This is a genomic window from Dankookia sp. P2 (genome assembly GCF_050632255.1).
In the GTDB taxonomy this organism is placed as follows: Bacteria; Pseudomonadota; Alphaproteobacteria; order Acetobacterales; family Acetobacteraceae; genus Paracraurococcus.
This window is the reverse complement of record NZ_CP192581.1, coordinates 3,532,847-3,550,996: the sequence shown is the minus strand read 5'-3', so window position 1 is coordinate 3,550,996 and position 18,150 is coordinate 3,532,847. Positions and strand designations below refer to the sequence as shown.

The 18,150-nt window shown below is 71.6% G+C and carries 17 protein-coding genes and 1 pseudogene; 9 read left to right on the top strand and 9 right to left on the bottom strand.

Annotated features, from left to right (window positions below; genetic code table 11):
* Positions 1-108: 108 nt before the first annotated feature.
* The 3 genes and pseudogenes from ACQ86J_RS20940 to ACQ86J_RS20930 all read left to right on the top strand — a co-directional run.
* Positions 109-563, top strand: a pseudogene (locus tag ACQ86J_RS20940) (FAD binding domain-containing protein); the annotation flags it as partial.
* Positions 543-1,460, top strand: a complete 918-nt coding sequence (locus ACQ86J_RS20935; RefSeq protein WP_431272483.1) for a 2Fe-2S iron-sulfur cluster-binding protein — start codon at positions 543-545, stop codon at positions 1,458-1,460. The pseudogene ACQ86J_RS20940 and the gene ACQ86J_RS20935, both read left to right, overlap by 21 nt.
* Positions 1,460-3,736, top strand: a complete 2,277-nt coding sequence (locus ACQ86J_RS20930; RefSeq protein WP_431267049.1) for a xanthine dehydrogenase family protein molybdopterin-binding subunit — start codon at positions 1,460-1,462, stop codon at positions 3,734-3,736. Before ACQ86J_RS20935 ends, ACQ86J_RS20930 begins: the two co-directional genes overlap by 1 nt.
* 68 nt (positions 3,737-3,804) lie before the next feature.
* On the opposite strand, the gene ACQ86J_RS20925 is transcribed toward ACQ86J_RS20930, so the two are convergent.
* The gene (locus ACQ86J_RS20925; RefSeq protein WP_431267048.1) at positions 3,805-5,406 is read right to left on the bottom strand and encodes a GMC family oxidoreductase; all 1,602 of its coding nucleotides are present in this window, start codon (positions 5,404-5,406) and stop codon (positions 3,805-3,807) included.
* A 59-nt stretch (positions 5,407-5,465) separates the two neighbouring features.
* Positions 5,466-5,864: a carboxymuconolactone decarboxylase family protein gene (locus ACQ86J_RS20920; protein WP_431267047.1), complete on the bottom strand. Its 399-nt coding sequence runs from the start codon at positions 5,862-5,864 to the stop codon at positions 5,466-5,468.
* A gap of 114 nt (positions 5,865-5,978) precedes the next feature.
* Between ACQ86J_RS20920 and ACQ86J_RS20915 the strand changes: the two genes are divergently transcribed.
* Positions 5,979-6,785, top strand: a complete 807-nt coding sequence (locus ACQ86J_RS20915) for a VOC family protein (protein ID WP_431267046.1) — start codon at positions 5,979-5,981, stop codon at positions 6,783-6,785.
* On the opposite strand, the gene ACQ86J_RS20910 is transcribed toward ACQ86J_RS20915, so the two are convergent.
* The 3 genes from ACQ86J_RS20910 to ACQ86J_RS20900 are packed head-to-tail and all read right to left on the bottom strand — an operon-like array spanning position 6,782 to position 8,954.
* Entirely contained in the window at positions 6,782-7,660 is an 879-nt protein-coding gene (locus ACQ86J_RS20910; protein ID WP_431267045.1) for an LLM class F420-dependent oxidoreductase, read from the bottom strand. The two genes, ACQ86J_RS20915 and ACQ86J_RS20910, sit on opposite strands and share 4 nt — an antisense overlap.
* Positions 7,661-7,713: 53 nt before the next feature.
* Positions 7,714-8,640, bottom strand: a complete 927-nt coding sequence (locus ACQ86J_RS20905; protein WP_431267044.1) for an NAD(P)/FAD-dependent oxidoreductase — start codon at positions 8,638-8,640, stop codon at positions 7,714-7,716.
* Positions 8,619-8,954 (bottom strand): FAD-dependent oxidoreductase, encoded by a 336-nt coding sequence (locus ACQ86J_RS20900; RefSeq protein WP_431267043.1) that lies wholly within the window; start codon positions 8,952-8,954, stop codon positions 8,619-8,621. The genes ACQ86J_RS20905 and ACQ86J_RS20900 overlap by 22 nt, the downstream gene beginning before the upstream one ends.
* 33 nt (positions 8,955-8,987) lie before the next feature.
* Here ACQ86J_RS20900 and ACQ86J_RS20895 point away from each other — a divergent pair, with 33 nt between their 5' ends.
* Positions 8,988-9,824, top strand: coding sequence for a sulfite exporter TauE/SafE family protein (locus ACQ86J_RS20895; RefSeq protein ID WP_431267042.1), 837 nt, complete (start codon positions 8,988-8,990; stop codon positions 9,822-9,824).
* Positions 9,825-9,838: 14 nt separating this feature from the next.
* A complete protein-coding gene (locus ACQ86J_RS20890; RefSeq protein ID WP_431267041.1) occupies positions 9,839-10,213 on the top strand; it encodes a RidA family protein in 375 nt (124 codons plus the stop codon).
* A gap of 341 nt (positions 10,214-10,554) precedes the next feature.
* Here the strand turns inward: ACQ86J_RS20890 and ACQ86J_RS20885 are convergent, their stop codons facing one another.
* A complete protein-coding gene (locus tag ACQ86J_RS20885; protein ID WP_431267040.1) occupies positions 10,555-11,319 on the bottom strand; it encodes a DUF3750 domain-containing protein in 765 nt (254 codons plus the stop codon).
* A 170-nt stretch (positions 11,320-11,489) separates the two neighbouring features.
* Here ACQ86J_RS20885 and ACQ86J_RS20880 point away from each other — a divergent pair, with 170 nt between their 5' ends.
* Entirely contained in the window at positions 11,490-12,239 is a 750-nt protein-coding gene (locus ACQ86J_RS20880) for a dienelactone hydrolase family protein (protein ID WP_431267039.1), read from the top strand.
* 11 nt (positions 12,240-12,250) lie between these two features.
* Complete coding sequence (locus tag ACQ86J_RS20875; RefSeq protein ID WP_431267038.1) at positions 12,251-12,556, top strand: DUF6295 family protein; 306 nt, start codon at positions 12,251-12,253, stop codon at positions 12,554-12,556.
* 12 nt (positions 12,557-12,568) lie between these two features.
* On the opposite strand, the gene ACQ86J_RS20870 is transcribed toward ACQ86J_RS20875, so the two are convergent.
* The 3 genes from ACQ86J_RS20870 to ACQ86J_RS20860 form a co-directional block, all read right to left on the bottom strand.
* On the bottom strand, positions 12,569-12,916 hold the full coding sequence (locus ACQ86J_RS20870) for a YciI family protein (protein ID WP_431267037.1): 348 nt from the start codon (positions 12,914-12,916) through the stop codon (positions 12,569-12,571).
* Positions 12,917-12,955: 39 nt separating this feature from the next.
* A complete protein-coding gene (locus ACQ86J_RS20865; RefSeq protein ID WP_431267036.1) occupies positions 12,956-16,189 on the bottom strand; it encodes an EAL domain-containing protein in 3,234 nt (1,077 codons plus the stop codon).
* 131 nt (positions 16,190-16,320) lie between these two features.
* Positions 16,321-17,280 (bottom strand): TRAP transporter substrate-binding protein, encoded by a 960-nt coding sequence (locus ACQ86J_RS20860; RefSeq protein ID WP_431267035.1) that lies wholly within the window; start codon positions 17,278-17,280, stop codon positions 16,321-16,323.
* 323 nt (positions 17,281-17,603) lie between these two features.
* On the opposite strand from ACQ86J_RS20860, the gene ACQ86J_RS20855 reads away from it, so the two are divergent.
* On the top strand, positions 17,604-18,134 hold the full coding sequence (locus ACQ86J_RS20855) for a GNAT family N-acetyltransferase (RefSeq protein WP_431267034.1): 531 nt from the start codon (positions 17,604-17,606) through the stop codon (positions 18,132-18,134).
* The last annotated feature ends 16 nt before the right edge of the window (positions 18,135-18,150 follow it).

The following is an 18,150-nucleotide window of genomic DNA, read 5'->3' as shown; positions in this document are numbered from 1 at the left end:
GCCGGTCCGGCTTCCCGGCGTAGCCTCGTTGCAAGCCCGCACCTGACCAGGGCGGCAACCCGCCGAGGCGTGTCGCACCGGGGACCGGAAACGATCACGGGAACGAGAATGACCGACATCCGATATCTCGCGCCGCAGACGCTGGAGGAGGCGGTGGGCGCCTTCGCCGCGGCCCAGGGCGCCGCCCGCATCCTGGCCGGCGGCACCGACCTGCTGGTGCAAATGCGCGCCGGCACGGTGAAGCCGGGCCTCATCGTCGACATCAAGAAGATCGCCGAGATGACCGAGATCGCGGAGACCGCCGATGGCGGCTTCCGCATCGGCGCCGCCGTCTCCGGCGCGTCGCTCGCCGAGCACAAGCGCTTCGGCAAAGCCTGGCCGGGGTGCTGGAGGCGATCAACCTCATCGGCTCGAAGCAGGTGCAGGGCCGCGCCTCGCCGGGCGGCAATCTCTGCAACGGCTCGCCGGCCGGGGACAGCGTGCCGGCGATGGTCGCGGCCGGCGCCGTCGTCACGGTGCAGGGCCCGGAGGGGCGGCGGAGCATGCCGGTGGAAGCGGTGCCGGCCGGGCCGGGCCGCACCAACCTGAAGCCGGGCGAGATCGTCGTCAGCTTCACCCTGCCGCCGCGTCCCGCCGGTTCGTCGGACGCCTATCTGCGGATGATCCCGCGCACCGAGATGGACATCGCCGTCGTCGGCCTCGGCGTCAGCCTGACCCTGCAGGGCGGCGTCGTCACCGCCGCCCGGGTCGGCCTCGGCGCCGTGGCGCCGACCGTGCTGCTGGTCGAGGACGCGGCGAAGGCGCTGATCGGCAGCCGGCTGGACGATGCGGCGCTGGAAGCCGCCGCCGCCGCCTGCCGCGCCGCCTGCAATCCCCATCAACGACAAGCGCGGCACCATCGCCTATCGCACCAAGGTCGCCGGCGTGCTGCTGAAGCGCACCGTGGCGATCGCGGCGGCCCGCGCGGGGGAACTGAACCCATGGCCAAGACCCATATCACCACCAGCATCAACGGCGAGCCGGTGGGATTCCTGGCCGATCCAGGCAGCAGCCTGCTCGACGTGCTGCGCAACACGCTGGGCCTGACCGGCACCAAGGAAGGCTGCGGCACCGGCGATTGCGGCGCCTGCAGCGTCACCGTCGACGGCCGGCTGGTCTGCTCCTGCCTGGTGCTCGCGGTCGAGGCCGAGGGGCGTGAGATCGGCACCATCGAGGGCATGGCCCGGGGCGAGACGCTGCACCCGCTGCAGCGCAAGTTCCTGGAGATGGCGGCACTCCAGTGCGGCATCTGCACGCCGGGCGTGCTGATCTCCGCCCGCGCCCTGCTGGAGAAGAACCCGAACCCGACCGAGACCGAGGTGCGCTTCGGCCTGGCCGGCAACCTGTGCCGCTGCACGGGCTACGACAAGATCGTCCGCGCGGTGCTCGAGACCGCCGCCGAAATGCGGGAGACCGTCTGATGAACATCATCTCCGACAAGCTCCGGGTCGAGGACAACAAGTGGATCGGCACCCGCACCGTCCGGCCTGACGGCGCGGACAAGGTGACGGGGCGCGCGACCTATGCCGCCGACAACACCATGCCCGGGATGATCTGGGGCAAGGTGCTGCGCAGCCCGCATGCGCATGCCCGCATCCGCTCGATCGACACGTCGAAGGCGGAAGCCCTGCCGGGCGTGAAGGCGGTGGTCACGGCGAAGGACATCGTCGACTTCCCGCTCGAGACCTCCGTCATGCTCGGCATCCAGGACATGCGTTGGATGTGCCGCAACGTGATGGCGCGGGAGAAGGCGCTGTTCCACGGCCACCCCGTCGCCGCGGTGGCGGCGATCAATGAGGAGGTGGCCGCCGCCGCCTGCGCGCTGATCGCGGTGGACTACGAGGTGCTGCCGCATGTCATCGAGATCGAGGACGCGATCAAGCCGAACGCGCCGATCCTGCATGACTTCGCCAAGTTCGAGGGCAAGCCCTCCAATATCGCCGGCACCATGACGGCGAAGCTCGGCGACGTGGAGGCCGGCTTCGCCGAGGCCGACATCATCGTCGAGCGGACCTTCCGCACCCGGCCCATCCACCAGGGCTATATCGAGCCGCAGGCCTGCACCGTCAGCTATTCGGCGGACGGCAAGGCGACGATCTGGAGCAGCAGCCAGGGTCAGTTCATGGTCCGCGCCATGACCTCCCTGCTGACCGGCGTGCCGCAGAGCAACATCCGGGCGATCCCGGCCGAGATCGGCGGCGGCTTCGGCGCCAAGACCATCATCTACCTCGAGCCGGTGGCCCTGCTGCTGTCGAAGAAGTCGGGCCGCCCAGTGAAGATGGTGATGACTCGGGAGGAGGTGATGCGGGCGACCGGCCCGACCTCCGGCTCCTTCAGCACGGTCAAGATCGGTGCGAAGAAGGACGGCACCTTCGTTGCCGCCAAGGGCGACTTCTACATCCAGGCCGGCTGCCTGCCGGGCGGTCCGCTGCGCGGGCCGGTGGGGTGTTCCTTCGCGCCCTACGACATCCCGCATGTGCTCTCGGTCGGCTACGACGTCGTCTCCAACCGCTCCAAGGTCGCCGCCTATCGCGCGCCGGGTGCGCCGCTGGGCGCCTATGCGACCGAATGCGTGATCGACGAGATCGCGGAGAAGCTGGGCATGGACCGGCTGGAGATCCGGCTGAAGAACACCGCCGGCCCCGGCACCAAGGCGGCCTACGGCGCCACCTTCGGCAAGGTGACCTTCGAGGAAACGATCGAGGCGATCCAGAACCACGAACACTATAAGGCGCCGCTCGACCGCAACCCGCGTCCCGGCGTGAAGCGTGGCCGCGGCGTGGCTTCCGGCTTCTGGTACAATGCCGGCGGTGAATCCTCGGCGCAGGTCAACATCACCGAGGACGGCAACGTGGTTGTGACCACGGGCCACCCGGATGTCGGGGGATCGCGCGCCTCGATCGCCAATGTGGCGGCGGAGCTGCTGGGCGTCGACCACAGTCGCGTCTCGGTGCTGATCGGCGACACCGCCAGCATCGGCTACAGCAACCTGACGGGCGGCAGCCGCGTGACCTTCGCCTCCGCCATGGTGGTGACGCAGTCGGCCGAGAAGGTGATCGGCCAGTTGAAGGAGCGGGCGGCGAAGATCTGGAAGATCGACCCCGAGGCGGTGAACTGGGAGAATGGCGAGGCGCGGCCGGCCGGCCCGAATGCCGGGCAGTTCCCGCCGCTGACCCTCGCCGACCTCGCCGCCAAGGCGAGCGACACCGGCGGGCCGATTGGCGCCGGCGTGCAGCTCAACACCACCGGCGCCGATCCGGGCTTCGCCACGCATGTGGTGGACGTGGAAGTGGACGTCGATCTCGGCATTGTCCGGGTGCTGCGCTACACCGCGGCGCAGGATGTGGGGCGCGCCCTGCACCCGAGCTATGTCGAGGGCCAGATCCAGGGAGGCGTCGTCCAGGGCATCGGCTGGGCGCTATCGGAGGAATACCTCTACGACAAGCAGGGCCGGCTCGATAACGCCGGCTTCCTCGACTACCGGATGCCGGTCTGCTCCGACGTCCCGATGATCGAGGCTGTCATGCTGGAGATCCCGAACCCGAAGCACCCGCAGGGCGTGCGCGGCGTGGGCGAGGCGCCGATCGTGCCGCCGCTCGCGGCGATCTCGAACGCCGTCTACGACGCGCTCGGCAAGCGCTTCTATGCGCTGCCGATGTCGCCGCCGAAGGTGACGGAGCGGCTGGAGCAGGCCTAGGCCTGAAAACTCACAAAAATAGATGAGGGGGCCCGGGGGAGAATACCTTCTCCCCCAGCCTTTCTTTTTCAGGCCGCGTCCGCCAGCACCATATCCGCCGCCTTCTCGCCGATCATGATGCAGGGCGCATTGGTATTGCCCGAGGTCAGCGTCGGCATGATCGAGGCATCCGCCACGCGCAGCCCGGCGATGCCATGCACCCGCAGCCGCGCATCCACCACCGCCAGCGCATCCGTGCCCATCCGGCACGTCCCGACCAGGTGGTAGGTGGTCTCCGCCGCGCGCTTCACCCAGTCGATGATCTCGTCGTCCCGCGTGCAGTCCGGGCCGGGCGCAATCTCGGTCAGCCGCAGCTTCGCCAGGCTGGGCGCGGTCATGATGCGGCGGGCCAGACGGATCGCCGTCACCGTCAGCTCGGCATCGACGGGGGAGGAGAGGAAGTTGAAGTTGATCGCCGGCGCGCGGCGCGGATCGGCGGCGGTGACATGGATGCTGCCCTTGCTCTCCGGCCGCATCGGATGCGCGTAGCAGGTCATGCCGGATTGCCGCGACAGCCGCGGCCCCTTCGGCCCCGGCTCCATCAGCATCGGCACCCAGCCCAGCAGCAGGTCGGGCGCCTCCAGCCCCTCCCGCGATCGCAGGAAGGCGCGCATCGGCGCGCCGACCATGCTCAGCATTCCTTCGCGCGTCAGGGCGAAGCGCATCGCCTGGCCGAACAGCCCGAAGCCGCGGCCGCGGTCGTTGAAGGTGTAGCCGCGGGCGCCGACCGCCCAACGGGTGCGCGGGGCGTAATGATCGCGCAGGTTCTCGCCGACGCCGGGCAGCGCCTGGCGCACCTCGATCCCGAGGTCGCGCAGCCGGTCCGGCTGGCCGATCCCCGAGAGCTCGAGCAGCTGCGGCGAGTTGACCGCGCCGCCGCTGACCACCACCTCGCGGCCCGCGCGCGCCTCCCGCACCGCGTCGCCGACGGAATAGCGGACGCCGGTGCAGCGCGCGCCCTCCAGCAGCAGCGCCTCGGCCAGGGCGCCGGTCTCGATGCGGAGGTTGGGGCGGCCGCGGGCCGGGGCCAGGTAGCAGGCGGCGGTCGACATGCGGCGGCCGCCGGCGATGGTCGCCTGGCTCATCGCGATGCCGTCCTGCGTCGCGCCGTTGTAGTCGGGGTTGTGTGGGATGCCGACCTCCGCCGCCGCGGCGATCACCGCGGCATAGAGCGGGTCGTCTGGCCGCGGATTGGTGACGCGCAGCGGCCCCTCGCGTCCGCGGAAGCGGTCGTCGCCGCCGCCCTCATAGCGCTCCATCCGGCGGAAGAAGGGCAGCACGTCGGCGTAGCTCCAGCCGGGATTGCCGAGCTGCGCCCAGGTGTCGAAATCCTGGGCCTGGCCGCGCACGAAGGCGAGGCCGTTGAGCGAGCTGGAGCCGCCGAGCATGCGGCCGCGCGGCACGGGGATGCGGCGTCCGTTGGTCGCCGGCTCGGGCTCTGACGCATAGAGCCAGTTCACCGCAGGGTTGGCGATCATCCTGGCATAGCCGATCGGCACATGCGTCCAAGGGCTGCCCGCCGGGCCGGCTTCCAGCAGCAGCACGCGATTGGCCGGATTGGCCGAGAGCCGGTTGGCGACCACCGCGCCGGCGGATCCCGCGCCGACCACGATGTAGTCGTAGGTTTGCATCTTGTTCTTGGACCCCGCGACCTGGCTTGCAGCAAGCCAAGCCGCGGGCGCCAGCCGCGTCAATCCTTCGGCGGGATCGCGCCTTCCCTCACCAGCACCTCATGCGCCGCCTTGAAGGCGTCGAGCCCGGCGGGGATGCCGCAATAGGCGGTGGCGTGCAGCAGCGCGGCCTTGATCTCCTCGACCGTGATGCCGTTGTTGAGCGCGCCCTTCACATGCAACTTCAGTTCATGCGGCCGGCCGAGCGCGGTCAGCATGGCCAGGTTCATCATGCTGCGTGTCCTGCGGTCCAGCGCCGGGTCGCCCCAGGCCCAGCCCCAGCCCCAGGCGGTGGCGGCGCGCTGGATGCCCATCATGAAGTCGTCGGCGGACCCCAGCGAGCGGTCCACGTAGTCGCTGCCGAGCACGCTGCGGCGGATGGGCAGGCCCTTGTCGAACAAGGCGGCGTCGTCGCTCATCGGTGTTTCCTCCGGTTGCGCCGGCAGGGTGCGGAGCGCGGCGGCGGTCGGCAACCCCATTGCGGCGATTCCCGGCACGCGGCAGCGTCAGCCCCCTGGCGGAGCAATCGCAGCATGGCATCGCGTGACGGCGGCCCGGTCCTGGGGCTGGACCACATCACCCTGGCGGTGGCGGCGCTGGACGCCGCCATCGCGGTCTATGGGACGCTCTTCGCCCAAGGCTGCGAGGCACGCGGCGCGGCGGAGGACCTCGACTGGGCCCGCTTCGGCCTGGCCAATACCGCCCTGGTGCTGGTGGCGCCGCGCGGCGCGGCCAGCCCGCTGGCGCGGCATGTCGCGCACCGGCCGGACGGGGCGGGCGCGGCGCTCGGCGCGCTGGCCTTCGCGGTGGCGGAGCCGGAGGGCGCGGCGCGGCTGCTGGAACGCCGCGGCCTGCCCGCCGCCGGCCCGGCGCTGCCCTGGCAGGGCGGCGAGGCCACGCCGCTGCGGCCCGATGCCGCGCGCGGCCTGCACCTGCTGCTGACGCGGCCGGGCGCCGCCGCGGCCTCGGCGACCCGGCTCGACCACGCGGTGATCCGCAGCGGCGATCCGGAGCGGACGATCGCACTGCTCGCCGGCCGGCTGGGGCTCGAACTCCGGCTCGACCGCAGCAACCCCGCCTGGGGCCAGCGGCTGCTGTTCTTCCGCTGCGGCGACCTGGTGGTGGAGGTCTCGCACGACCTCGCCGGCGGGATCACGGATGCGCCCGACAGCCTCTGGGGCCTGACCTGGCGGGTGCCGGATGTCGGCGCCACCCATGCGCGGCTCGAGGCGGCGGGGGTGCCGGTCTCGCCGCTGCGCATCGGGCGGAAGCCGGGGACGCGGCTCTTCACCATCCGCGACCATGCGGCGGGAGTGCCGACCGCGTTCATCGGCGCTTAGGCGAAGGCGCGGATCACCGTCTCGCCGAAGCGCGGCAGGCTTTCCTCCAGGTCCGGCATGAAGCGGTTGACCGGCAATACCACGCGGTGGATGCCCTGCTTGCGCCGCACCTCCACCGCCGCCAGCGGGTCCTCGCCGGAACCCGGCAGCGCACCGGGACAGTCGCCGAGCATCTCGATCGCGTCCGGGTCGCGCCCGGCCGCCGCGGCGGCGCGGCGCGCCACCTCCAGCAGCGGCATGGTATCGACCTGCGCGCCGATCGAGGGGAAGAAACCGTCGCCGAGGCGCCCGGCGCGGCGCGCCGCCGCCTCGGAATGCCCGCCGACGATGATGGGGACTGCGCCCGCCACCGGCCGCGGGCTGCAGCTGACGCCGTGGAAGCGGACGAACTCGCCGGCGAAGCTGGCGCTTTCGTCGCGCCACAGCGCGCGCATCGCGGCGATATAGTCGTCGGCACGGCGGCCGCGCGCGGCAAAAGGCACGCCCAACGCGTCGAATTCCTCGCGCAGCCAGCCGACGCCGATGCCGAGCTCGATCCGCCCGCCGCTCATGTGATCGAGCGTCGCCACCTGCTTGGCCAGGACCAGCGGGTTGCGCAGCGGCAGGATGATCACGCCGGTCATCAGCCGCAGCCGGGTGGTCGCGGCGGCGGCAAAGGCCATCCAGATCAGCGGATCCGGCATGGCGGAGAACTGGTCGCCCGGCAGCCGCCCGCCCGCGGCATACGGGTAGGTGCTGTCATAGGCATCCGGCAGCACGACATGGTCCACCGCGAAGACGGAATCGAAGCCGGCGGCTTCGGCCAGCCGCGCCAGCCGGGCGGCGGCGGCACCGTCGGGGAAGGTGTTGTTGCCGAAATGCAGGGCGAATTTCATCGCGCGCGTCCTCCCGGGCCGCGCGCAGCATGGAACGAGGCACGCAGCGGCGTCTAGAAGCGCTCCGCCCGGTAGGGCTCCGGGCTGACGAAGGGCGTCTCGCCGGTCATCATCTCGGCCAGCAGCCGGCCGGTGGTGGGCCCCAGCGTCAGCCCCTGATGCGCATGGCCGAAGGCGCACCAGGCGCCGGGCTGGCCGGGCAGCGGGCCGATGATCGGCAGCATGTCCGGCGTGCAGGGCCGCACGCCCATCCAAGGGGTCGACTCCACCCGGTCCGCCAGCGGCAGCAGCGAACGCGCCACCGGCTCCGCGCGCTCGAGCTGCACCGGCGTCGGCGGCGCATCGGTGCGGGCGAATTCCGCCCCCGTCGTCAGCCGGATGCCCGCCCGCATCGGCGCCAGCAGGAAGCCGCTCTCGGTATCCAGGATCGGCCGGTGCAGCACCGCATTGCCGCGGAGGCCGTAATGCATGTGGTAGCCGCGCTTGCCGAAGATCGGCGGCGCATAGCCGAGCGGGCCGGTCACCTGCCCCGCGGCGGCGCCGAGCGCCACCACCACCTCCGCCGCCTCCACCGGGCCGGCTTCGGTCTGCACCTGCCAGCCCGCGCCGGCCCGGCGCAGCGTGGTGGCGTCGCCGATGGCGAAGCGTCCGCCCTCGGCGGTGAACATGCCGGCATAGGCGAGCGTCAGCGTATGCGGGTCGCTGACTGAGACCGGGTCGGTCCAGTGGATGGCGCCGGCCCGCTCGACCAGCAGGGAGGGCTCGGCCGCGGCCAGCGCCTTGCCGTCCAGCGCGGCGAAGCCGATGCCGTAGTCGCGCCGCGCCGTCTCCGCCTGTTCCAGCGCCGCGGCCAGCGTCTCGGGCCGCGAGAAGATCCGCATCCAGCCGATCGGCCGCAGCAGCGCCATGGCCCCGGTGCCGGTCGCCAGAGCGTAGTGCTCATCGAGGCAGGTGGCGATCAGCCTTGCATAGGCCTGCACCGCCTGCAGGTACCGCGTCGGTTCCGAATTCCACCAGTAGCGCAGCAGCGGGGAGACGAAGCCGGGCAGCGCGAGCGGGTGGTAATGGACGTCGGTCGCCCGGTTGCCGGCGATCCGCCGCAGCTCGGCAAGCGCGCGCGGAAGGGATGCGGGTAGACCGCCTCCCGCTGGATCAGCCCGCCATTGCCGAAGGAGGCACCCTCCCCCGGGCCGCGGCGATCGACCAGCATCACCTCGTAGCCGCGCCGCCGCAGGTGCAGCGCGACCGAGACGCCGACCATTCCCGCGCCGAGCACGATGGCAGATTGGGTCATGCGCGCGGTCCGTCGCCTCCGGATGATGGCGGAATGCTGCGGGGCAGCATCCATCGCGTCAACCCTGCGCCGCGGCGGGGGATGCTGGCGGCCGGGCGGCGGCGCGTCCAAGCTGCGCCGATGGAAGCCCATCTCATCCTCTTCGCCGCGGGCCTGCTGGCCGGCGCCATGAACGCCGCGGCCGGTGGCGGGTCCTTCGTCACCATCCCCGCCATGGTCTTCGTCGGCCTGCCTTCGGTCACCGCCAATACCTCGAGCACCGTCGCGCTGCTGCCGGGAACGCTGGCCAGCGCCTGGGCCTGGCGACGCGACTTCACCTCCTTCGAGGGCATCCCGCTGCGCACCCTGGTGCTGATCAGCCTGGGCGGCGGGCTGGTGGGCGCGGTGCTGCTGCTGGTCACGCCGCAGCGCGCCTTCGACGACATCCTGCCCTGGCTGCTGCTGGCCGGGACGCTCGCCTTCGCCTTCGGCCGCCGGATCGGCGAGGCGCTGCGGCGGCGGGTGCGGATCGGGCCGGGCGTGCTGCTCGGCGCGCAGGTGCTGCTCTCGGTCTATGCCGGGTATTTCGGCGGCGGCGTCGGCATCATGATGATGGCGGTCTGGAGCCTGCTCGGCGAGGTGGACATCAAGGCGATGAGCGCCGGGCGCACGCTGCTGGTCAGCGCCGCCAATGCGGTCGCGGTGCTGTGCTTCGCGCTGGCCGGGCCGGTGCGCTGGCCGGAGACGCTGGTGATGCTGGTGGCGGCGGTGATCGGCGGGTATTTCGGCGCGGTGCTGGCGCGACGCGTCCCGGCGCCCTGGCTGCGCGGCTTCGTCGTGGCCTATAGCGCGGCGATGACCGCGGCCTTCTTCTGGCGGGCCTGGTCATGACGGGAGATGGACGGATGGAATTCCTCGGCCAGCCGGAGCCCGGCTCCGCGCGTCCCTTCAGCCGCGCGGTGAAGGCCGGCGGCCTGGTCTGGGTCTCCGGCCATTCGGCGCCGCATGACCCGGCGCGCGGCATCCATCGCGGCGCCACGCCGGCCGAGGAGGTGCGCAACGCGCTCGGCTTCATTGCCGGGCTGCTGGCGGAGGCGGGCAGCGGGCTCGACCGCGTGGTACAGGTGACGATGCTGATCAGCGACCGCGCCGACTATATCGCCTGCAACGCGGAATACGTGAAGCACTTCCCCGGCGGCCTGCCAGCGCGCCACACCGCGCTGTTCGGCGTGCCGACCGAGGCCCGCGTCGGCTTCGCCTGCGTCGCGCTGGTGGGCTAACAAAGGGTGTGGAGACAGGCGGCGATGCCGCGCACTAGCCGGCCGGGGCTCCTCCTCCGCCATCGCCACCAACTCGGCGGTGCTGAGCAGCAGGATGCGCCGCGCGTCCAGCAGCTGCGGCGCCTGGTGGCGCAGCTCGGCCCAGCGCGCCTCGACGGCATCGAGCGCGGCGTCGAGCGTCTCGAACCGCGCCTCCTCCGGCAACGGGCGGCCGGCGCGCCAGCGCAGATAGACCGGACCCTGCACGTTCATCCCCATCCTTCCTCCGCACGGCCGGGCGACGCCCGGGCAGCCCGGACCATAGGCAATCCGCGTCCGGCCGCGAAGCCGGGGGGCCGCGGTCAGGATGCCGCGCCGGCCGGCATCCCGGGCAGGCCCAGCCGGCCGAGGCCCGGCAGCTTCAGGGCGGGCCGCCGAAGGTCGAGACCGGCCACCGCGCCGAGGATGTTCAGCTCGATCCCCTCGACCCAGCCGAGCGTCAGGCCGGCATAGCCGCCCAGCGAAAGCGCCAGGCCGGTGCCGGACGGGGTGCGGCGCAGCCAGCGCCCGTCATGCGGGAAGTCCTTGCCGACAGCGGTCGGCGGCAGCGACACGGCGGCCTCCGGCACCGCGGCCAGCACGGCGGCGACAAATGTGTTGGAGTTCGGCCCGGGCCAGGCGCGGTAGTCGCCGCGGTTGCGCCAGGTGTAGCCCTCGATCGCCGCCTGCATGCGGGGGATCATCGCGGCGGCGGCCGCACCATCCGCGGCGAAGACCAGTTCCGGGTGGCGGCCGAACCAGCGGCCGTCCGGGGCGAAGCCGTTCACCCGAATCGGGTCGCCCCAGGCGGTATAGTCGTAACGGGTATAGGCGGCGGCGCCTTCGGGCTTCAGGACGAGCCAGCAATGCACGGCGAAGATGCCGCGCCAGCGGACGGTGGGCGCGGCGAAGACGCGGACCACGGCCGCGGGCGCCTGGGACGCGGGCGGCAGGTGGCCGATGCTGGAGCGGTCCGCGCTCCACCAATCGGCGCCGACGCCGGTGCGCTGGTAGAGCAGCGTTGCGACTCCGAGGGGCAGGAGGAAGAACAAGGCGAAGAGCGACGCGGCGAGCTTGAGGACATGCATGGAGCGCTCGATGTTTGGCCGCGATGGCCGCGCCGCAAGCCCGCCGTCCGGCCCCCGCGCACCGGCCGCACGACCCGCGGCCCGGCCGTCCCGTTGTTGCCCCGGCCAGGCGATCGTCGAATACTCCTGCCGATGGCCCGATCCTGGCCCAAGACCGAGGAGGACGACCGATGGAATTCTACCGCGGCATGACCTGCGAGAATGTTACGCTGAAGGGTGACGGCGGTACCCCGATCACCGCCTATGTCGCCCGGCCCTCCGGCCCCGGCCCCTTCCCCGGCGTGGTGCTGGTGCACCACCTGCCGGGCTGGAGCGAGTTCTACATCGAGACGACGCGCCGCTTCGCGCACCACGGCTACCTCGCCATTTGCGCCAACCTGTACGAGCGCGCGGGCGAGGGGCACCCCGACGACGTCGCCGCCAAGGTGCGGGCCGAGGGCGGCATTCCCGACGCGCAGATGGTCGGCGACACCGCCGCGGCGGTAGCCTGGATGCGGGCGCAGCCGGGCCAGAACGGCAAGGTAGGCCTCTTCGGCTCCTGCTCCGGCGGCCGGCACGCCTTCCTCTACGCTTGCCAGAAGCAGGACGTCGATGCCTGCGTCGACCTCTGGGGCGGCCGCGTGGTGATGGGGCCGGAGGAGCTGAACGCCAAGACCCCGGTCGCGCCGATCGAGATGACCAAGGACCTGTCCTGCCCGCTGCTCGGCCTGTTCGGCAACGACGACCGCGCGCCGAGCCCCGAGCAGGTGAACCAGCACGAGGCCGCGCTGAAGCGGCACGGCAAGGATTACGAGTTCCACCGCTATGACGGCGCCGGCCACGGCTTCTTCTACTGGCACCGGCCGCTCTACCGGCCGGAGCAGGCGATGGACGGCTGGGCCAAGGTACATGCCTTCCTCGGCCGGCATCTGTCGAAGTAGGAGCGCGGCGCATGTGCACCTCGATCGTCGAGATCGCCCGCGCCGAAGGCATGGCCAAGCGCGGGGAGGCGTGGTTCCCGCTATCCCAGGCGGTGGTCGCCTACGACCATGCGCGGCATGCGCCGCTTGGCGACGTCATCACGCTCGACTTCCTCAACACCGGGCTCGGGCCCTCCGCCCGAGCCGGCGTCGAGCTCACCCTCGACTCGGCGAGGGAGCTGCGCGCCGCCCTCGACCGGGCGATCGCCGCGGCCGAGTTCGAGGAGGCGGAGGTAAGGGGCAAGGGCGCCGTGCTGCGCCTCGTCCAGGCCGGGTGACCTGCCGGCCGCTCAGGCGGCCGCCATATGCGCCGCCATCAGCCGGAGCCAGGTCTCGGTGATGGCGCCGTCCTCGACCGCCGCGAAAACCGGCGCGACCTCGACACGGTCCCAGGCGCCGTTCCGCACATAGGGTTCCTCGGCGACCCAGCGGTCCAGCGCCTCCCGGTCCGGGAAGTCGCAGAGCACGATGGAGCAGGTCATCGCGCCATCCGGCCCGAGCATGCTGCCGGCGAAGCGGATCAGCCCGCGGCCGACCGCCGCCTGCATCCGCTCGAAATGCGAGGTCCGGGCCGCCCGGCGCCGCGCCGGGGCGTCCGCGTCGACCTTGTCATGGGCGATGATGGCGAATAGCGGCATGGTCTGGTCTCTCCCTGGTGGTGTCGGATCGGCTTCGCGTCAGGCGCCGGCAGCGACCGGCGCCTCGTTCAGCAGGCGCAGCAGCAGCGGAATCTCGGCCGCCGGCCGCGCCGCGCTAAACAGGTAACCCTGCGCCTCGGCGCAGCCGGCCGCGTCCAGCCAGGCGAGTTGCTGCTCGGTCTCGACGCCCTCGGCCGTCGTCTTGATGCCGAGCGTCCGGCACAGGTCGAGCACGGCTTGGACGATGGCGCCGCTGCCCGGATCGTTGCCCAGCTCACGGATGAAGGACTTGTCGATCTTGACCTTGCGGAACGGGAATTTCCGCAGGTAGCTGAGCGAGGAATAGCCGGTGCCGAAATCATCCATCGAGATGGTGACCCCAACCCGCTGCAGCTCGTGCAGCGTCGCCAGCACGTCCTCGCTCTCCTGCAGCAGCAGCGTCTCGGTGATCTCGAGTTCGAGGCGTTCGGCCGGCAGGCCGGAACGGTGCAGCGCCCCCATGACCATGCCCATCATCCCGGGATCGGCGAACTGGGCGGGCGAGAGGTTGACCGCGACCCTGATGCCGGCGGGCCAGTGCGTCGCCTCGGCGCAGGCGCGCGCCAGTACCACCTCGCCGATTTGGCCGATCAGGCCGAGCTCCTCGGCCGCCGGAATGAAGCTGTCCGGCGCCACCAGCCCGCGCTCCGGGTGCCGCCAGCGCAGCAGCGCCTCGAAGCTGCAGACCTGGCGGGTGCGGATGTCGATAAGCGGCTGGTAGAAGACCTCGAACTCCCGCTGCACCAGGGCCCGGCGCAGGTCGGTCTCCAGCGCGTGCCGCGCCTGCATGCGGATGTTCATCTCCGGCTCGAAGAACCGGAATGTCCCGCGACCGTCGGTCTTCGCCCGGTACAGCGCCAGATCGGCGCTGCGCAGCAGCCGGTCGGAATCGACCCCGTCCTGCGGCGCGATGGCGATGCCGAGGCTGGTGCCGATGACGATGCGGTTGCCCTCGATCTCGTAGGGCTTGCTGATCGCCGCGATGATCCTCCGGGCCAGCGCCCTGGCGTCGCTCGGCTGGTTGACCGAGGACTGGACGATCGCGGATCCGTCGCCGCCGATGCGCGCCACCATGTCGGTCTTGCGGATGCAGCCCAGCAGCCGGTCGGTGACCGCCCGCAGCAGGGCATCGCCGATCGGGTGACCGAGCGTGTCGTTCACCTGCTTGAAGCGGTCGAGGTCGAGGCAGAAGATGGCGCTCGCATCGCCCCGCTTCGCATCCGCCATCGCTGCATCCATCCGCTCGCGCAGCAGGGTCCGGTTCGGCAGGTCGGTCAGCGGGTCGTGCCGCGCCATGTGCGCCAGCTGTAGCTCGGCATCGTGCTTGGCGGTCACGTCCTGGGTCACGCCGCTCATCCGCACGGCCCGGCCCTCGGCGTCGCGCTCGGCGCGGCCCTGCATGCGGAGCCAGCGCAGGCCGCCGCCGGGCTGGACGATGCGGAACTCGATGTCGTAGCTGTCGCCCTCGGAGCCCTTCAGCGCGCGGTCCACCGCCGCGGTGACGGTGGCGACGTCGTCCGGGTGGGTCGCATCGGCCGCGGCGCGCGCCGTCGGCAGCGTGCCTTCCTCCTTCTGGTACAGCGCCTCGTAGCCGGGCGAGAGGTGCAGCACGTCGGTCGCCAGGTTCCAGTCCCAGGTGCCCATGCCGACCGCGGAGATGGCGCGGACAAAGCGCGCCTCACTTTCCGCCAGCGCCGCCTGGGCGGCGCGGCGGTCGTGCACGTCGTGGATGGTGCCGACCCATTCCAGCGGCTCGGTGCGCGGCGGCTCGTAGACCGGCGCGCCGCGCACCCGCATCCAGCGCCAGCCGGCGCCGGTCAGGATGCGGAATTCGATGTCGACCGACCCGTCCGCATCGGCCGCCGCGACCCAGTTCGGCAGCACCATCGCCTGGTCTTCCGGATGGATCACGGATAGCCAGCGGCCGTCGCGCAGCGCCGCATCGGGCAGGCCGGTCAGGGCGGCCCAGCCCGGGGCCTCCAGGATGGTGCCGTCGGCGCTGGCCTGCCAGGTGACGATCGCCCCCGCCTTGGCCAGCGCGCTGTAGCGCCGCTCGCCGATCGCCAGCTCGCGCATCGCCTGCTTCTGCGCGGTGATGTCGGTGCGGATGCCGACCGTGCCGCCATCCGGCATCGGGCGTTCGGTGATCAGCAGCCAGCGGCCGTTGGGCAGCATCCGCTCCATCGGCGGATGGTCGCCGCGGTGCCAGGCCACGGTCTCCCGCGTGAAGCCTTCGATGTCCTCCCCGGCCTGCGGGTACTGGCCGTGCTGCGCACCCTCGCGGATGATATGCTCGAAGCTGGCGCCGGGCACTATGAAGGGGGCGCTGAGCCCATACATCTCCCGGTAGCGCTTGTTGCAGACCACCAGGCGGTCCTCCGCATCGAACATGACGAAGCCGTCCGACATGGAATCGATGGCGCTTTCCAGCGTCGCCCGGGCGCGCCGGCGTTCCTCCTCGCCTCGCTCGCGCTGCTGCACAACCAGCAGCGCCGCCAGGGCCAGCGCGACCACCACGACGGAGGCGCCGAGCGCGACGCCGACCAGCCGGTCGCGGTCACGCCGCCATTCGGTGACGCCGATCGCTGCATCGAGCGTGACGGCGATGGCGATAGTGCGGTAGAGCGTCGGCCGCGCCGCCGTGATCATCGCCGCGGGCGTCGCCGCAGTCGCCACGTCCGAGTCGGCGGCCCCGGCCGATTGCCGGCTGAGCCGCGCCTCGTCATGCGGCAGGCCGACCAGCAGCCGGCCATCGGTCCGCGTCACCGCGACGCGCAGCCCCGGCACCTCGGCGGCGGGATTGAGCAGCGTGACCATCAGCGGGATGGGCACCTCGGCCGCGGCGTAGAGCATGCCGAGATGCGGCAGCCGCACTGGCCGTACGAAGAACAGCGCCCATTCCCCGGTGGTCGGGTTCTGCACCGGGCCGGCGATGCTGACGGCGCCCGAGCGCACCGCCGGACCGATCTCCCGCAGCCCGACCGGCAGGGGCCGGTCGCGCGAGGAAACCTGCGCGCTGGCCCAGGCGATGCCGTCAGGCTGAACCAGCAGCAGGTCGCGGAAGTTGAGGTTCTGGAAATTGATGCTGCGGAGGATGCGCGACACCGCCTCGGCATCCGAGGCCTGGTTCCGGGCGACCTGACCGACCAGATCGGGCAGGCTGGCGAGTGTCCCGTCGATCTGCAGGAACAGCCGGTTGACGGTGCTCTCGACCACGGAGGCGGCGCGCTGCACCACCCCTCCGCCGCGTCGCGCGCGGTCCTGCGCATCTGGTCGAGCAGCAGCGCGGTGCCGATGCCGATCACGAAGAGCAGGGCAACCGCGACGATGCCGATCGCGTGCCGCGAATTCCGGGAGGGCATCGCCTAGCGCGCCTTCGCCTGGATGCCGAGCTCGGGCGCCATCAGCCGGTTCCATTCCGCGGCGCAATCGCCGCCGCAGCGCTGGACCCAGTTGGGCAGCACGACGTCGCTCAGCAGCTTGATCCGCAGCGCGTCGTCCTGCCAGCTTTCCTCGACGATCGTCATGCGGCCCGGCCGGCCGCTCTCGCAACTCGGCCGACCGGCGTTGCAGTCGAAGCCGTCCTGCCGCTCGTGGTCGGCCGCCTGCCAGATCTCCTCCTGCAGCGCCGCCAGGCCCTGGCGCAGCTCGGCCCGGCGTTCGGCCGGCAGCGCGTCCCAGGCCGCCTGGTTGGCGACGAAGACGCTGACGCCCCAGCTGACGCCGAGGCGCGAGACATGCGTCGAGACCTCGTGCAGACCGATCGAATTGCCCGACCGGGCGCCGGTGATGGCGCAATCCACGACGCCGGTCCGCATCGCGCCGACGATCTCGGCGAAGGGAATGACCACGGGGACGCCGCCCAGTGCCGTCACCAGTTCCGACTGGCCGACCGAGGAGGTGCGGATGCGCCGGCCGCCAAGGTCGAAGAGCCCGCCGAAGGCCTTGCTGCAAAACACAACTTGCGGCGGGTAGGTATAGACCGCGAGCAGGACCAGGCCGTAGCGCTCCTGCAGCAGCGCCTCGAGCCGCGGACGCCACAGCGTGACGGTGCGGCGCAGCGCGCCCATGTCCGGGCTGAGCAGCGGCAAGTCGATCGCGTTCAGCTCGGGCTCGTCGGCCGCCGCCAGGCCGAGCAGGACGTTGCCGAAGGACACCACGCCGAGGCGGAGCAGCTGCAGCATCTCCTGGCCGCGGATGCCGCTACGGTCGAAGGGCACGATTTGCGCATGCACCTGGCCTGCGGTGATCTCGGGCACCCGCCGGGTCCAGAAGGGCGCCTCATGCGCGTCGTATTGCTGCACGCCGGCGAGGCCGCCGACCACGTCGAGCTCGAGGAGCGGGTCGGCCTGGGCTGGGACGGCAGCGGCGAAGGTCAGCGCGGTCAGGGCCGCGAATGCGGCTAGCCTCAGCGAACGCGCAGAAAGGATTACTGAATGGTTCAGAAATTCATAAGTCATCGCGAAGACCCTGGACTTCACCGGCAGCGCTGAGACTATCAAATAGATGACTTGGAATGCAACCACGGATTGCGTATAAAGATCTTTCACACGTTTCCCGGACGCCGGGATGGCGGTCAGACCGGCGGGATGCCTCCGCCGGCCGGCCGAGGCCAGGCTGTCCGACCCTTGCTGCAATGAGGTAACCGGTGACCTTGCGCGACGCCGCCCAGCCCGTCCTGCTGGCCGAACAGCCCTATTCGATACGCCGCCTGACGGCCCAGGATGCCGCGACGCTGGCGACGCTCTGGGCAGAGATGCAGCGTCACTACGGCAAGCCGGTGACCCAGGACGTCGCGGCGGGCGCCGCGGCGCAGGCCTGCGCGGCGCAGCAGCAGGACGGCTTCGCGCCGCGCATCCTAGTCGCCCATGCGGCGGATGGCAGCCTGGCCGGATCCATCGTGCTGAATGTCAGCTTTCCGGCCAACGAACTGTCGCGCTCGCTCTACATCCGCGATCTCTATGTTGCCGCGGCGATGCGCCGGCGCGGTGTTGCCCGCGCCATGCTGCGCGCCGCGGCGGCGCTGGCCCTGGCGCAGGGCTTCTCCGCACTGGACTGGACGGCGGAATCGGGCAATGCGGATGCCCGCAGCCTCTACAGCAGCGAAGGCGCCAGGCTCCTGCCGCGCGTCTACTACCGGCTCGATGCGGCCGACCTGCGGCATTTGGTCGGGTCCTGACGCGCCGCTAGCACCA